General features: G+C 69.9%; 14 protein-coding genes. 10 read left to right on the top strand and 4 right to left on the bottom strand.

The window, feature by feature from the left end; all coding sequences use genetic code 11:
* The first annotated feature begins 283 nt into the window (after window positions 1-283).
* Both BEK98_RS07955 and BEK98_RS07950 read left to right on the top strand, forming a co-directional pair.
* Window positions 284-4,339, top strand: a complete 4,056-nt coding sequence (locus tag BEK98_RS07955) for a bifunctional nitrate reductase/sulfite reductase flavoprotein subunit alpha (protein ID WP_425276595.1) — start codon at window positions 284-286, stop codon at window positions 4,337-4,339.
* Between the two features lie 132 nt (window positions 4,340-4,471).
* Window positions 4,472-4,807: a hypothetical protein gene (locus tag BEK98_RS07950; protein ID WP_094215648.1), complete on the top strand. Its 336-nt coding sequence runs from the start codon at window positions 4,472-4,474 to the stop codon at window positions 4,805-4,807.
* A 13-nt stretch (window positions 4,808-4,820) separates the two neighbouring features.
* On the opposite strand, the gene BEK98_RS07945 is transcribed toward BEK98_RS07950, so the two are convergent.
* From BEK98_RS07945 to BEK98_RS07935, 4 genes are all read right to left on the bottom strand, one after another.
* Window positions 4,821-5,096: an SHOCT domain-containing protein gene (locus tag BEK98_RS07945; RefSeq protein WP_094215647.1), complete on the bottom strand. Its 276-nt coding sequence runs from the start codon at window positions 5,094-5,096 to the stop codon at window positions 4,821-4,823.
* Between the two features lie 95 nt (window positions 5,097-5,191).
* Entirely contained in the window at window positions 5,192-5,326 is a 135-nt protein-coding gene (locus tag BEK98_RS50830; protein ID WP_279635454.1) for a hypothetical protein, read from the bottom strand.
* Entirely contained in the window at window positions 5,311-5,574 is a 264-nt protein-coding gene (locus BEK98_RS07940) for a DUF7848 domain-containing protein (RefSeq protein WP_094215646.1), read from the bottom strand. The genes BEK98_RS50830 and BEK98_RS07940 overlap by 16 nt, the downstream gene beginning before the upstream one ends.
* Window positions 5,575-5,759: 185 nt before the next feature.
* Complete coding sequence (locus tag BEK98_RS07935; protein ID WP_208643040.1) at window positions 5,760-6,377, bottom strand: hypothetical protein; 618 nt, start codon at window positions 6,375-6,377, stop codon at window positions 5,760-5,762.
* A gap of 323 nt (window positions 6,378-6,700) precedes the next feature.
* Between BEK98_RS07935 and hemL the strand changes: the two genes are divergently transcribed.
* The 8 genes from hemL (at window position 6,701) to BEK98_RS07890 (ending at window position 14,942) form a co-directional block, all read left to right on the top strand.
* On the top strand, window positions 6,701-8,017 hold the full coding sequence (gene hemL / locus BEK98_RS07925; RefSeq protein ID WP_094215645.1) for a glutamate-1-semialdehyde 2,1-aminomutase: 1,317 nt from the start codon (window positions 6,701-6,703) through the stop codon (window positions 8,015-8,017).
* Window positions 8,018-8,052: 35 nt separating this feature from the next.
* On the top strand, window positions 8,053-8,700 hold the full coding sequence (locus BEK98_RS07920) for a histidine phosphatase family protein (RefSeq protein ID WP_244201790.1): 648 nt from the start codon (window positions 8,053-8,055) through the stop codon (window positions 8,698-8,700).
* A gap of 222 nt (window positions 8,701-8,922) precedes the next feature.
* On the top strand, window positions 8,923-10,224 hold the full coding sequence (locus BEK98_RS07915; RefSeq protein WP_094215643.1) for a polysaccharide deacetylase family protein: 1,302 nt from the start codon (window positions 8,923-8,925) through the stop codon (window positions 10,222-10,224).
* 115 nt (window positions 10,225-10,339) lie between these two features.
* Window positions 10,340-10,930, top strand: coding sequence for a TlpA family protein disulfide reductase (locus tag BEK98_RS07910; protein ID WP_208643039.1), 591 nt, complete (start codon window positions 10,340-10,342; stop codon window positions 10,928-10,930).
* A gap of 1 nt (window position 10,931) precedes the next feature.
* Window positions 10,932-11,696: a cytochrome c biogenesis CcdA family protein gene (locus tag BEK98_RS07905; RefSeq protein ID WP_094215641.1), complete on the top strand. Its 765-nt coding sequence runs from the start codon at window positions 10,932-10,934 to the stop codon at window positions 11,694-11,696.
* Window positions 11,697-11,699: 3 nt separating this feature from the next.
* Window positions 11,700-13,415, top strand: coding sequence for a cytochrome c biogenesis protein ResB (resB, locus tag BEK98_RS07900; RefSeq protein ID WP_094215640.1), 1,716 nt, complete (start codon window positions 11,700-11,702; stop codon window positions 13,413-13,415).
* Window positions 13,412-14,515: a c-type cytochrome biogenesis protein CcsB gene (gene ccsB / locus BEK98_RS07895; RefSeq protein ID WP_094215639.1), complete on the top strand. Its 1,104-nt coding sequence runs from the start codon at window positions 13,412-13,414 to the stop codon at window positions 14,513-14,515. The genes resB and ccsB overlap by 4 nt, the downstream gene beginning before the upstream one ends.
* 25 nt (window positions 14,516-14,540) lie before the next feature.
* The gene (locus tag BEK98_RS07890; RefSeq protein ID WP_094215638.1) at window positions 14,541-14,942 is read left to right on the top strand and encodes an SRPBCC family protein; all 402 of its coding nucleotides are present in this window, start codon (window positions 14,541-14,543) and stop codon (window positions 14,940-14,942) included.
* Window positions 14,943-14,944: the final 2 nt, after the last annotated feature.

Raw genomic sequence — 14,944 nt, 5'->3', positions numbered from 1 at the left:
TGACGGATACGTTCGAGCGGGCCAGATGGTTCGTGCCGGCGGCTGCCCGTGGCCCGGCCGCAGGGACCCCGTGCTCACACCCGCCCCCCAAGCCCTGTGCGGTGGGCTTAACCCCTGGTGATCGGGCGCAGAGACACCCACGTAATGAGCGGTTCGTACCGTCACGAGGGGTGAGATCGGACCGAGCACAGCAAGGGAGGCGCCCGTGGCCGCGCCGGGCTCGTGGACTGAGGGCACGACGAAGGTGCGGACGGTCTGCTCGTACTGCGGGGTGGGCTGCGGCATGGTCCTCGACGTCGGCAGGGGAGCGGACGGGCGGCGTACGGTCCTGAAGGCGACCGGGGACAAGGAGCACCCGGCGAACTTCGGCCGGCTGTGCACCAAGGGCGCGACCACCGCGGACCTGCTCGCCGCGCCGGGCCGGCTGACCACCGCCCTCGTCCGGTCGGACCGCGGCGAGGAGCCGCAGCCCGCGCCGGTGGCGGCCGCCGTCGCCGAGACCGCCCGCCGGCTGCGCGCGATCATCGACGAGCACGGCCCCGACGCCATCGCCCTCTATGTGTCCGGGCAGATGAGCCTGGAGGCGCAGTACCTGGCGAACAAGCTGGCCAAGGGCTTCGTCCGGACCAACCAGATCGAGTCGAACTCCCGGCTGTGCATGGCGAGCGCCGGTACCGGCTACAAGCTGTCGCTGGGCGCGGACGGGCCGCCCGGCTCGTACCAGGACTTCGACCGGGCCGACGTCTTCTTCGTCATCGGCTCCAACATGGCCGACTGCCATCCGATCCTCTTCCTGCGGATGATGGAGCGGGTGAAGTCGGCGGGCGCCCAGCTGATCGTCGTGGACCCGCGGCGCACCGCCACCGCCGACAAGGCCGACCTGTTCCTGCAGATCAAGCCGGGCACGGACCTCGCGCTCCTCAACGGGCTGCTGCACCTGCTGCACGCGAACGGCCACACCGACCCCGACTTCATCGCCACGCACACCGAAGGCTGGGAGGCGATGCCCGCCTTCCTCGCCGACTACCCGCCCGCCACCGTCGCGGAGATCACCGGCATCCCGGAGGACGACATCCGCGAGGCCGCCCGCCTGATCGGCGAGGCGGGGGAGTGGACGAGCTGCTGGACGATGGGCCTCAACCAGTCCACGCACGGCACCTGGAACACCAACGCCCTGGTCAACCTGCACCTCGCCACCGGCGCGATCTGCCGCCCGGGCTCCGGCCCCTTCTCCCTCACCGGCCAGCCCAACGCCATGGGCGGCCGCGAGATGGGCTACATGGGCCCGGGGCTGCCCGGGCAGCGCTCCGTGCTCGTCGACGCCGACCGCGCCTTCGTCGAGGAGCTGTGGGAGCTGGAGCCGGGCGCCCTGCGCGCCGACGGTGTCGGCAAGGGCACCGTCGAGATGTTCCGGAAGCTGGCCGACGGGGACATCAAGGCGTGCTGGATCATCTGCACCAACCCGGTCGCCTCCGTCGCGAACCGCAAGACGGTCATCGAGGGCCTGGAGGCCGCCGAGTTCGTCGTCACGCAGGACGTGTTCGCCGAGACGGAGACGAACGCGTACGCCGACGTCGTCCTGCCCGGCGCGCTGTGGACCGAGACCGAGGGCGTCCTGATCAACAGCGAGCGCAACCTGACCCTCGCCCGGCCGGTCGTCGACCCGCCCGGCGAGGCGATGGCGGACTGGCGGATCATCGCCGCCGTGGCCCGCGCGATGGGCTATGAGCAGGGCTTCTCGTACGACAGCGCCGAGCAGGTCTTCGAGGAGATCAGGCGCGCCTGGAACCCCGCGACCGGCTGGGACCTGCGCGGTGTGAGCTACGAGCGGCTGCGGGAGACGCCCGTGCAGTGGCCGGCGGCGAGCGCCGACGGTCCCGACCGCAACCCGATCCGGTACGTCGACCAGGACGGTTCGCTCTCCTTCCCGACCGCGAGCGGCCGCGCGGTCTTCTACGCCCGCCCGCACATCCCGGCCGCGGAGATGCCCGACGACGACTACCCGTACGTGCTCAACACCGGCCGCCTCCAGCACCAGTGGCACACGCTGACGAAGACGGGCAGGGTGGCCAAGCTGAACAAGCTCAACCCCGGTCCCTTCGTGGAGGTGCACCCGCGGGACGCGGCCGAGCTGGGCCTCGCGGACGGGGACTCGGTGGAGGTCGCCTCCCGCCGCGGGCGCGCCGTGCTGCCCGCGGTCGTCACCGAACGGGTGCGGCCGGGCTGCTGTTTCGCCCCGTTCCACTGGAACGACCTGTTCGGCGAGTACCTGAGCGTCAACGCCGTGACCAGCGACGCGGTCGACCCGCTGTCGTTCCAGCCCGAGTTCAAGGTGTGCGCGGTGTCGCTGACCAAGGCGGCGACCCCGGTGACGGTGCGAACTCCGGTCCTGGTGACGACTCCGGCCACGGCCCAGGCGTCCTCCACCGAGGTCCCACCCCCCGCTGCCCTTGCTTCTACGTCCGCTCCCGCCCCGTTCGGTCTGGAGCCCGGACCGCCGCCGGTCCTGGCCGAACACGAACGCCGCTATCTGACCGGCTTCCTGGCCGGCATTCCGTCGGGTGCCCCGGGCGTACCGGTGCTGCCGCCGGACGCCCCGTTCAGCCCGGAGCACCGGCTGTGGGTGAACGGCGTGCTGGCCGGTATGTACTCCAGGACGGAGGCCACGCACGCTGTCATCGGCTCCCCGGGGCCGTCCGCGCACGCTCCCCGCCGCCAGGTCGTGATCCTCTGGGCGTCACAGACCGGGAACGCCGAGGAGTTCGCGACCGCCGCGGCCGAGCGGCTCACCGTGGACGGCCACCTCGCCGCCCTCCTGCCCATGGAGGACGCGGACCCCGCCGCGCTGCCGTCCGACACCGACCTGCTGCTGATCACGAGCACCTTCGGCGACGGCGACGCCCCGGACAACGGCGCAGGCTTCTGGGACGCCCTCACCGCACCCGACGCCCCGCGCCTGAAGGGCCTGCGCTACGCCGTCCTGGCCTTCGGCGACTCCTCGTACGACGACTTCTGCGGCCACGGCCGCCGCCTCGACCGGCGCATGGCGGAGCTGGACGCGGTACAGCTGGCCCCGCGCACCGACTGCGAACCGGACTACGAGACCGCGGCGGACGCCTGGCTGGACCAGGTGCGCACCGCGCTGAAGGACACGGAGCAGCCGGCCACCGCCCCGGTCCTTGCTGCCCCTACGACTCCCCGACCTCCCCGGCCTCCCCGCCCCGCCCCCACCACCGCCCGCCTCGCCGGCAACCGCCTGCTGAGCCTGCCCGGCGCAGGCAAGGAGGTCCGCCGCTTCACCTTCGACACCCGCGACAGCGACACCCCGCTGGTCTACGAGGCCGGAGACGCCCTGGCCGTACACCCGGTGAACTCTTCGGCGCTCGTGACGGAGTGGCTGGCCGTGACCGGCCTGGACGCGGAGACGACCGTCCAGATCAAGAACGCCTCAGACGTGCCCTTCGCCGAGGCCCTGCTGCGCCACCTGGACATCACCCGCATCACCCCCGACCTGCTGCGCTTCGCCGCCGACCGCACCCGCGACCCGCGAGAGCTGCGCAAGCTGCTGCGGCCGGACAACAAGGGCGAGCTGGCGCAGTGGTCCTGGGGACGCCAGGCCGTCGACGTGGTCGCCGATTTCGCTCTCCGGGCCGGAGCACAGGAGTGGGCCGACCTCCTGCCCCGCCTGCAACCCCGCCTGTACTCCATATCGTCCAGCCCACTGACCGACCCCCACCTGGTGTCCCTGACGGTCTCCGTCGTCCGCTACGAGAACCTGCGCGGCCGTCCTCGCCAGGGCGTCTGCTCCCCCTTCCTCGCGGATGCCGAGCCCGGCACCCCGGTGCCGGTCCGCGTCCAGCGGGCGCCGCACTTCCGCCCGCCCGCCGACCCCGCCGCGCCGGCGGTGATGGTGGGCCCCGGCACGGGTATCGCGCCCTTCATCGGCTTCCTGGAGGAACGCCGGGCCCGCGGCCACCGCGCCCCGAACTGGCTGTTCTTCGGCGAACAGCACCGGGCGACCGACTTCTACTACGAGGAGGAACTGGCCGCCCACCTCGCCGACGGCACCCTCACCCGCCTGGACACCGCCTTCTCCCGCGACCAGCGCGCCAAGGTCTACGTCCAGGACCGGATGCGCGAACACGGCCCGCTGCTGTGGTCCTGGCTCCGCGACGGTGCCCACTTCTACGTCTGCGGCGACGCCTCCCGCATGGCCAAGGACGTCGACCAGGTCCTGCACGAGATCGCCACCGTCCACGGCGGCCTGACCGAGGCGGAGGCGACGGCGTACGTCAAGCAGCTCGCCGCCGACAAGCGCTACGTACGCGATGTTTACTGACCGTGACTGCGCGAGGGCCAGCCTCACCCGAATGGAGTACCCGATCGGTCTGGGCCGAAGATCTGGCAGATAGTGGAACTGGTACGACGTCTCGATGGGCCCCGATGGCTCAGCCCCGGCACAGGAGGCTCGATGCGCGTTTCACGGCCACTGGCCGCGCTCACCGGCATCGCGTTGCTCGGCATCGCACTGACCGCCTGCCAGGACCAGGCGTCCGGCCAGGTCACGGCGCGCAACGGTGTCAGGTATGTGGAGACCATCTCGAACCCGCCGATCCACGGGTGCCATCGCTTCCGCCAGGGCGTGACCCACGTCACCAACTACACGCAGAGCAACATGCTCCTGTACACGACACCCGACTGCTCCGTGCCACCGGGCGGGGCGAGTATCTACCTGACCATGCAGTCGTCGGACGAGGTGGTCAGATCCTCCGGCTTGTGGCGGAGCTTCTCCTTCGCCTCCGGGTGAAGACGCAGGGCTCTCACCTCGGCCTGGGCCGGTAGGTGGCGAGATGCTTGCGCGCCTCGTGGTAGGCGTCCGCGTCGATCTCACCTGAGGCGAAGCGGCGGTCGAGGATCTCCTCCGGTGTCTCCCTCGGTGTCCCTGTGGGCATCCACCCTCGGTCCGCGTCGTCGCCCCGACCGGACGGGCGCCGCGTCAGGTGGATCACGGCCCAGACGATCAGCCCGATCAGCGCGATCCACAGCAGCGGCATGAACGCCATCCAGACCCAGCCGCCGTCCCAGTACATCACCATCACCTCCCCAGGAGGCTTCTCACACCTCATCTTCCGTCCGGGACGGTCCCCGTACCAGGGCCCTCCGCCGTGGACGATGGGCAGGGACGGGGAAGTCAGGGGTCGGCCGGGGTGGTGGAGAGCGCGACGCCGATCACGAAGCCGCAGCAAGCGGAGATCAGCACAATCAGCGACGGTCCCGTGTAGCGCGCAAGCCAGCTCACTGCGCGGCCCATCACGGCTTCCACCACGCCCGCCAGGGCCGGGTGATGCCCTGCCTGATATGCGGCTGCCGCCGCGCGGCGCGGTACGTGTGGTGCGAGGGATTGCGCCCGTCGTGCTCGAACACCCAGTTCTGCGGGTCCGCGAAGTCGACGCTGGGCGGCGAGCCGGCACCACAGACCGCACACTGCATCGCATAGGTGGTGGGCTCGGCGTCGGGCTCCCGGTAGGGCTGGAGGGTCCACTCCGGGTGGCACACGAGCGCTCGGGTACTCACCGGCCCACCTCCTGCAGAGCGGCACCGACATACGGGTGCTGAAGTGCGGCGCGTAGTGCGTGGGCGGGGCCGCGGGCGTTGCCCAGGGCTTGCTGGCGGGTGCGGCTGTGGCCGCCTGACGCCCCCTCCCGCCACACGACAAGGGCGGGACCCGAAAGCCCCGCCAACCCCCACGAAACCCCAGCTCAGGGCCAAACCAAGCAATAAGGCTGATGCCCCGCCTCATGCAGCCGATGCGAGAAGTCCTGCCACTCGTGCAGCAACTGGTACACATTGAACGCATCCCGGGGCCCACCCCGGTCCGGCACCGTCGACCAGATGAACGCCGCCGCGCCCACCGCTTCCTCGCCGATGCCGCGGAGGGGGTCGACGACCGTCATGGGGAGCTTGACGACCGCGTAGTCGGGGTGCAGGACGACCAGCTCCAGGGGCGGCACCTTGTGCAGGGGCACTCCCTCGATGCCGGTCAGCACCATCGCGGCCATCGTCTCCGGCTTGATCTTGGTGAACATGCCGTTCATGCCCAGCTCGTCGCCGCCGAGTTCCTCGGGACGCATCGAGATGGGGACGCGGGCCGCGGTCGCACCGTCCGGCGCGCCGAAGTATTTGTACGTCACCCCCACCCGACCACCATTCCTGCTCCCCTCCCGGAGGCGGGGCTCACTCGGTACACCCTGTGCCTGACGTGCGTCAGCCTGACGTGCTTCGGTAGTTTCCTCCGCTTCGCGCCGGTGCCTTCCCCGCCGGGCACGTCGAGGACCCAGGTCATCAGTCCCCTCGCCCAGTCCGCCACCGCGATGCATATCTCCACCCGACTGCTTTTCTAGGACGCGTGGCCCCCGCCGCGCAACCCGATCATCGTGTCAGTGACCTCCCCCACGGCCGCTCGCCGAAACGTGCGGTTAAACACCAGTCCGCAGGATCTTCAGAAGCCCCTGACACAGCCCCTGACTACTACGTGCCGATGAGCTGTGTGTATCAGGTGTCAGTCTCGCAGATGACGCGGCCGCGATCACGGTTCCGATCTTGAGGTCGGCCGCAGCCGGGCCCGGGCGCGGCCTACCCTGAGGAGGTCACCACGCAACCGGAGTCCGAGAAGTCGGAGAAGTCGCACGTCATGAGTGCCATGAGCGAACAGCCCTATCCCTATGAAGCGCCCGTCTCGCAGGCGCTCTTCGACCGTGCGTCCGTCGTCACACCGGGCGGCGTGAACTCCCCGGTGCGCGCCTTCCGCGCCGTGGGCGGCACGCCCCGGTTCATGGTTTCCGGCAAGGGACCGTACCTGACCGACGCCGACGGGCGGGAGTACGTCGACCTGGTGTGCTCCTGGGGGCCGATGATCCTCGGCCACTCCCACCCCGAGGTCATCGCCGCCGTCCAGGAGGCCGTCGCCCGGGGTACGTCCTTCGGCACGCCCGGTGAGGGCGAGGTCGCGCTCGCCGAGGAGATCGTCGCCCGGATCGAGCCCGTCGAGCAGGTGCGGCTCGTCAGCAGCGGGACCGAGGCCACCATGAGCGCCATCCGGCTCGCTCGTGGGTTCACCCAGCGGTCCAAGGTGATCAAGTTCGCCGGCTGCTACCACGGGCATGTGGACTCGCTGCTCGCCGCGGCGGGCTCCGGGGTCGCCACCTTCGCGCTGCCCGACACGCCCGGTGTCACCGGCGCCCAGGCCGGGGACACGATCGTGCTGCCGTACAACGATCTCGAGGCTGTCAACGAGGCCTTCCATCGGCACCCGGGCGAGATCGCCTGCGTCATCACGGAGGCCTCGCCCGGCAACATGGGCGTCGTGCCGCCCGCCCCCGGGTTCAACCAGGGGCTCAAGGACGCCTGCCGGAAGAACGGCGCCCTCTTCATCTCCGACGAGGTCATGACCGGGTTCCGGACGAGCCGGAGCGGCTGGTACGGGATCGACGGGGTCAAGCCCGACCTCATGACCTTCGGGAAGGTCATGGGCGGTGGGTTCCCCGCTGCCGCGTTCGGGGGGCGCGCCGACGTCATGGCCCACCTCGCTCCCGCCGGGCCCGTCTACCAGGCCGGCACCCTCTCCGGGAACCCCGTCGCCACCGCCGCCGGGCTCGCCCAGCTGCGGCTTCTCGACGACGCGGCGTACGACAAGGTCAACGCCGTCTCCGAGCAGATCCAGAACCTCGTCACCGAGGCGCTCGGCAAGGAAGGCGTGGCGCACCGGCTGCAGACCGCCTCCAACATGTTCTCCGTGTTCTTCACCGACCGGCAGGTGCGGGACTACGAGGACGCCAAGCGGCAGGAGTCGTTCCGCTTCACCGCCTTCTTCCACTCGCTGCTGGCGAACGGCGTCTATCTGCCGCCGTCGTCCTTCGAGTCCTGGTTCGTGTCCACGGCCCACGACGAGCGGGCCATCCAGAAGATCGCCGACGCCCTCCCGGCGGCGGCCCGAGCGGCCGCGGAGGCCACCGCGTGAGCGACAACAGCAAGGACATCACCGTCGTCCATCTCATGCGGCACGGCGAGGTCGCCAACCCGGACGGGATCCTCTACGGGCGGCTGCCCGGCTACCACCTGTCCGAGCTGGGCCGGCAGATGGCCGACCGGGTCGCGGACCACCTCGCCTCGCGGGACGTCACGTACGTGGTCGCCTCGCCGCTGGAGCGCGCGCAGGAGACCGCCACCCCGATCGCCAAGGCGCACGGGCTCGACCTCGACACCGACGAGCGGCTGATCGAGGCCGACAACGTCTTCCAGGGCAAGACCTTCGGGGTCGGGGACGGCGCGCTGCGCAAGCCCGAGAACTGGAAGCACCTCGTCAACCCGTTCAAGCCGTCCTGGGGCGAGCCGTACATCGACCAGGTCGTGCGGATGATGGGCGCGCTGAACGCGGCCAAGGACCAGGCCCGCGGGCACGAGGCGGTGCTGGTCAGCCACCAGCTGCCGATCTGGATCGTGCGGTCGTACGTCGAGAAGCGGCGGCTGTGGCACGACCCGCGCAGGCGGCAGTGCACCCTCGCCTCCCTGACGACTTTCACGTATCTGGGCGACAGGATCGTCTCCGTCGGCTACACCGAGCCCGCCATCGACCTCGTACCGGCTCATCTCCGGGCCGGCGCCAAGCCGGTGCAGGGGCAGAGCAAGGCCTTCGGGGCGTGAGGGGCGAGGGCTGGGTGCGGCGCTTCCGACGGCCCGCCCGACGGCTCGTCCGGCGGCCCACCCAACAGCCCTCCCAACAGCCCTTCTGACGGTCCGTTTGGAATGGCTTAGGTTCCCTTTGCCGGATCCGTTGCGAAAAACATAAATATCATCGGAACCTCCCCGATCGTCGCGCCCTCTGAATGGGTGACCACCAGCAGGCGCGACGAATCGGGGATCTCCATGCGCACCAACTCCCGGACCCTTTCCCGGAGGGGAATGCTCGGCCTCGGCGCGGGCGCGGCGGCCGCCGCCACGCTCGCCGGCTGCGGGTCTCTCAAGTCCTCGGACGGCGGAGGGCACGGGTCCGGTTCCGGGAACTCGGGCGGAGGGGGCGAAGGCAAGAACGGCGGGACCGAGGCCCGGCCGATCGGCGACGGCTCCACCTCCTTCACCGGCAAGCAGCCGCACCAGCCCGCCAGGCCCGAGCCGTTGGAGCCGGGGCAGACCCCGCCGCAGTTCGTGATCTTCTCCTGGGACGGCGCCGGCGAGGTCGGCAACGGTCTCTTCCCGCGCTTCCTGGACCTGGCCAGGGAGCACGGCGCGAGCATGACCTTCTTCCTCTCGGGGCTGTATCTGCTGCCCGAGGCGAAGAAGCGGATGTACGAGCCGCCGAACAACCCGCGTGGCGCCTCCGACATCGGCTACCTCAGCGACCCGCACATCAAGTCGACGCTGGCCAATGTCCGCCGGGCCTGGCTGGAGGGGCACGAGATCGGCACCCACTTCAACGGGCACTTCTGCTCAGGCCACGGCACGGTCGGCAACTGGACCCCGCAGCAGTGGGCGAGCGAGATCCGGCAGGCCAAGGCGTTCGTGAAGGAGTGGCGGACCAACACCGGCTGGACCGAACTGCCCTCGCTGCCGTTCGACTACGACAAGGAGCTGGTCGGCGGCCGTACGCCCTGTCTGCTCGGCCAGAACAACCTGCTGCCCACCGCCCGCGAGCTGGGCTGGCGCTACGACGCCTCCTCGCCGGGCGGGCGTCAGGTGTGGCCGGTGAAGCGGCTGGGGATCTGGGACCTGCCGTTGCAGCAGATACCTTTCCCCGGACGTTCCTTCGAGGTCCTGTCCATGGACTACAACATGCTCGCCAACCAGTCGGTCAACTCGACCAAGGCGCCCGCCTACAACTACCCGGGCTGGCGCAAGCAGTCCGCGCAGGCATACATCGCGGGATTCGAGCGGGCATACAAGACAAACCGGGCACCGTTCTTCATCGGCAACCACTTCGAGCACTGGAACGGCGGCATCTACATGGACTCCGTCGAGGAGGCCTTCCGGCACATCGCGCGCGAGAAGGAGAAGGGTGCGGACGTGCGCCTGGTCTCCTTCCGGCAGTTCGTGGACTGGATGGACGTCCAGAAGCCCGAGGTGCTCGCCAAGCTGCGCACGCTGGAGGTCGGACAGCAGCCGGCCGGGGGCTGGAAGGGATTCCTGCGGGACGCCAAGGGTGCCAAGTCGGCCTCCTCGAACGCCGCCTGAGGAGCCACCGGGAAGGCTGACCGAAATGTCCGGAGTAAATACCTCCTGAAATGCGGTTTTCCGCCCGCCAGGGGGGCGCGCGAGATCCCCGGAACAGGCATGCGAAACTTTTCACATGAGTACCCGTAGCCGCGCCGTCCTGCTTGGCGCCATGGCCGCCGCGGCGGCCCTGACCCTGTCCGCGTGCGGCAACGGCGGCACCTCCGGCGGGGGCGGCAACACCGGCTTCGTCACCGGCAACAACGGCATCGACACCGTCGCGCAGGGCAAGCGGGCCACGGCGCCCGACCTGTCCGGCAAGACCATCGACGGCAAGACCCTGGACGTCGCCGGCTACAAGGGCAAGGTCGTCGTGATCAACGTCTGGGGCTCGTGGTGCGGGCCGTGCCGGGAGGAGGCCAAGTACTTCTCCAAGGTCTCCCAGGCGTACGAGGGCAAGGGCGTCCAGTTCGTCGGCATCAACACCCGGGACACCAGCACCACGCCCGCGGTCGCCTTCGAGAAGGAGCACGGGATCAGCTACCCGAGTCTGTACGACCCGACGGGCAAGCTGATGCTCCGCTTCGAGAAGGGCACGCTCAACCCGCAGCTGATCCCCTCCACGCTCATCATCGACAAGAACGGGAAGGTCGCCGCGCGGGCGCTGGAGGCGCTCGACGACACCGCCCTGCTGAAGATGCTCAAGCCGGTCCTCGCGGAGAAGTGACGTGAGCGCACTCCTCACGCTCGCCGCGGAGAACCAGACCGTGAAGAACGGCGCGCTGCTGGTCGCCCTGCCGATCGCCCTGCTCGGCGGCCTCGTCTCCTTCTTCTCGCCCTGCGTCCTGCCGCTGGTCCCCGGTTACCTCTCCTACGTCACCGGGGTCGCCGGCACCGACCTGGCCGAGGCCAAACGGGGGCGCATGGTCACCGGCGCCTCCCTGTTCGTGCTCGGCTTCAGCGCCGTGTTCATCTCCGGCGGGGCGCTGTTCGGCTTCTTCGGCTGGACCCTCCAGGAGCACAAGGACGTCCTGTCCAAGGCGCTCGGCGTCCTCATGATCCTCATGGGCGTGTTCTTCATGGGGCTGATGCCCTGGTTCACCCAGCGCGAGTTCCGCTTCCACAAGCGGCCGACGACCGGCCTGGTGGGCGCGCCCATACTCGGCGCCCTGTTCGGCATCGGCTGGACGCCCTGCATCGGCCCGACCCTCGCGGCGGTGAACTCCCTCTCCATCCAGCAGTCCAGCGCCGGGCGCGGCGCCGTGCTGATGGTCGCCTACTGCCTGGGCCTCGGCGTGCCCTTCGTGCTCGCCGCGGTCGCCTTCCGCAAGGCGCTCGGCGCCTTCGGCTGGGTCAAGCGCCACTATGTCTGGGTGATGCGCATCGGCGGCACGATGATGATCGTGACCGGTGTGCTGCTGCTGACCGGGGCGTGGGACAGTCTCGTGCAGCAGATGCAGACCTGGTCCAACGGCTTCACTGTGGGGATCTGATCGATGAGCAAGACCGAAACCGACAAGGGCCAGGACCAGGAGGACCTGGGGGCGGCCGGCTCCCAGTTGTCCACCGCCCCGCGGGAGGAGATCGCCGCCGTACCGGGCATCGGTGTCATCGGCTGGGCCCGCTGGTTCTGGCGGCAGCTGACCTCGATGCGGGTCGCGCTGCTGCTGCTCCTGCTGCTCTCGCTCGGCGCGATCCCCGGCTCGCTGATCCCGCAGACCGGCGCCGACGCCTCCAAGGTCGACGACTTCCGCCAGGCGCACAAGACGCTCGCGCCGGTCTACGACAAGCTCGGCCTGTTCCACGTCTACAGCTCGGTGTGGTTCTCCGCGATCTACATCCTGCTGTTCGTCTCCCTCATCGGCTGCATCGTCCCGCGTACCTGGCAGTTCGTCGGCCAGCTGCGCGGCCGTCCGCCGGGCGCCCCCAAGCGGCTGGACCGGCTGCCCGCCTACACCACCTGGCGCACCACCGCCGAGCCGGAGCAGGTCCGCGAGGCCGCGCTCGCGCTGCTCAAGAAGCGCCGCTTCCGCGCCCATCTCGTCGATGACGCCGTCGCCGCCGAGAAGGGGTACGTACGGGAGCTGGGCAACCTGGTCTTCCACATCGCGCTGATCGTGCTGCTGACCGCCTTCGCCTCGGGCCAGATGTTCAAGTCGGACGGCACCAAGCTGATGGTGGAGGGCGACGGCTTCTCCAACGCGCTGCCGATGTACGACGACTTCAAGTCCGGCAGCATGTTCACCACCGACGAGCTGGTGCCCTTCAGCTTCGACCTGAAGGACTTCAAGGGCACCTACGAGCTGACCGGCCCCAGCCGCGGCACCCCGCGCACCTTCCAGGCGAAGATCGCCTACAGCGAGGGCGCGTACGGCAAGGAGAAGCCGGCCACCATCAAGGTCAACGAGCCGCTGCAGATCGGCGACTCCAAGGTCTACCTGGTCAGCCACGGCTACGCGCCCGTCATCACGGTCCGCGACGGCAAGGGCAAGGTCGTCTACCAGGACGCCGTACCGCTGCTGCCGCTCGACGGCAACGTCACCTCGCAGGGCGTCATCAAGGTCATGGACGGCTACCGCGACGCCAAGGGGCAGAAGGAGCAGCTCGGCATCCGGGCCTTCTTCCTGCCGACGTACGGCGGTGGCGCCTCGGTGCTCTCGCAGTTCCCGGCACTGCTGAACCCGGTGCTGAACCTGGAGCCGTACCACGGCGACCTCGGCGTCGACTCGGGCCTTCCGCAGAGCGTGTACCAGCTCGACAAGAGCCACATGAAGGCGTTCAAGGACGCCAAGGGCCTGCAGCTGCGCGGGAACCTCAAGCCCGGGCAGACCATGCAGCTCCCGAACGGTGCCGGCTCCATCACCCTGGAGAAGGACATCAAGGAGTGGGCCGGCTTCGAGATCGTCCAGGAGCCGGGCAGCGGCTGGGCGCTCGGCGGTGCCCTCGCCGCGATCTTCGGCCTGGCCGGGTCCCTGTTCATCCAGCGCCGCCGCGTGTGGGTGCGGGCGGTGCGCGGCGCCGACGGCGTCACGGTCGTCGAGATGGCCGGGCTCGGCCGCAGCGAGTCCGCCAAGGTGCCCGAGGAACTGGGCCACCTCGCCGGAACCCTCTACGACCAGGCGCCGGGGGCACCCGACCCCGACGACTCTTCAGCATCCAACGAAGCATCCCCCGACCCCCAAGTCGTACCTGCCGAAGGGGCTGAGAAGTGACTCTCGCCGCCGCAACCGATCTCGCCGTCGCGACCAACGAACACCTGGCGAGCATCAGCAACACGCTGATCTACTCGTCCATGGCCGTCTACACCCTGGCCTTCTTCGCGTACATCGCCGAGTGGCTCCTCGGCAGCCGCAGCAAGGTGGCCCGTACGGCCGCGGCGCTGACTGCCCAGGGCGCGCAGAAGGCGGCGAGCGCGCCCGCCGTCACCGTCAACCAGGCCGGCGGCACGGCCGTGCTGGAGCGGCCCAAGGTCGTCGTGCGCTCCGCGTCCGGCGCCCGGGACGTGCCGGACGGGCCCGGTGCGCACGGCGGGGACGAGCAGGGCGACCTCTACGGGCGGATCGCCATCTCCCTCACCGTGCTCGCGTTCCTGGTGGAGCTGGGCGGGGTCGCCACCCGCGCGGCCTCCGTGGAGCGGGCGCCGTGGGGCAACATGTACGAGTTCAACATCACCTTCTCCACGGTCGCGGTCGGGGTGTACCTGGGCCTGCTGGCGCTGAAGAAGAACGTGCGCTGGCTCGGCCTGTTCCTGATCACCACGGTCCTGCTCGACCTCGGTCTCGCGGTCACCGTCCTGTACACCGCGAGTGACCAGCTGGTCCCCGCTCTGCACTCGTACTGGCTGTACATCCACGTCTCCACCGCGATCTTCTGCGGCGCGGTGTTCTACGTCGGCGCGGTCGCCACGATCCTGTACCTGTTCAAGGACTCGTACGAGAACAAGCTGCAGACCGGCGGCAAGCCCGGCGCCTTCGCGACCTCGGTGCTGGAGCGCCTGCCCGCCTCCGCCTCGCTGGACAAGTTCGCCTACCGGGTCAACGCGGCCGTCTTCCCGCTGTGGACGTTCACGATCATCGCGGGCGCGATCTGGGCGGGCGACGCCTGGGGCCGCTACTGGAACTGGGACCCCAAGGAGACCTGGTCCTTCATCACCTGGATCGCCTACGCCTGCTACCTGCACGCCCGGGCCACGGCCGGCTGGAAGGGCCGCAAGGCCGCCTACCTGGCGATGATCGCCTTCGGCTGCTGGCTGTTCAACTACTACGGCGTCAACATCTTCGTGACCGGCAAGCACTCCTACGCGGGCGTCTGAGCCGCCGGTCGCCCACACTGGTGCCATGAGCGGTTCCATCGCACAGGGCACCAGTCAGACCCACGGGAACACGCACATACTCCACTTCCTGGTGCGGCTCCCGAGGTCCATGGAGGAGGTCTGGCCGGCGGTGGCCACCCGGGAGGGGCTTTCGGGGTGGTGCACCGCCGCCGACGTGCTCGAACCCCGGCTCCACGGTCTGGTCACCCTGCGTGACCTGGGCACCGGCCGGGTCACCGCGTGGGACGTGGACCGGGTCGCGGAGTACACCGTGGAGGGCGGCGGCCGCATCCGGTTCCATCTGGAGCGGGACGGGGACACCGCGAGCGTGCTGCGCTTCACCCACGAGTTCCGGGGCGAGGGCGAGTCGGAGGCCGACTGGCGCACCAGATTCGAACGACTGGTCGAGTTTCTCCGGCGTGCCTAGGA

This window comes from Streptomyces diastatochromogenes (assembly GCF_002242805.1).
Classification (GTDB): Bacteria; Actinomycetota; Actinomycetes; order Streptomycetales; family Streptomycetaceae; genus Streptomyces; species Streptomyces diastatochromogenes.
This window is presented reverse-complemented; position numbering and strand designations above follow the sequence as displayed.

What these genes read in the sequence shown, in the direction of transcription:
- BEK98_RS07955 (WP_425276595.1), top strand. Translation starts at nt 284, where the DNA reads ATGGTCCTCGACGTCGGCAGGGGAGCGGACGGGCGGCGTACGGTCCTG.
- BEK98_RS07950 (WP_094215648.1), top strand. Translation starts at nt 4,472, where the DNA reads ATGCGCGTTTCACGGCCACTGGCCGCGCTCACCGGCATCGCGTTGCTC.
- BEK98_RS07945 (WP_094215647.1), bottom strand. Translation starts at nt 5,096, where the DNA reads ATGGTGATGTACTGGGACGGCGGCTGGGTCTGGATGGCGTTCATGCCG.
- BEK98_RS07935 (WP_208643040.1), bottom strand. Translation starts at nt 6,377, where the DNA reads ATGCATCGCGGTGGCGGACTGGGCGAGGGGACTGATGACCTGGGTCCT.
- hemL (WP_094215645.1), top strand. Translation starts at nt 6,701, where the DNA reads ATGAGCGAACAGCCCTATCCCTATGAAGCGCCCGTCTCGCAGGCGCTC.
- BEK98_RS07920 (WP_244201790.1), top strand. Translation starts at nt 8,053, where the DNA reads ATGCGGCACGGCGAGGTCGCCAACCCGGACGGGATCCTCTACGGGCGG.
- BEK98_RS07915 (WP_094215643.1), top strand. Translation starts at nt 8,923, where the DNA reads ATGCGCACCAACTCCCGGACCCTTTCCCGGAGGGGAATGCTCGGCCTC.
- BEK98_RS07910 (WP_208643039.1), top strand. Translation starts at nt 10,340, where the DNA reads ATGAGTACCCGTAGCCGCGCCGTCCTGCTTGGCGCCATGGCCGCCGCG.
- resB (WP_094215640.1), top strand. Translation starts at nt 11,700, where the DNA reads ATGAGCAAGACCGAAACCGACAAGGGCCAGGACCAGGAGGACCTGGGG.
- BEK98_RS07890 (WP_094215638.1), top strand. Translation starts at nt 14,541, where the DNA reads ATGAGCGGTTCCATCGCACAGGGCACCAGTCAGACCCACGGGAACACG.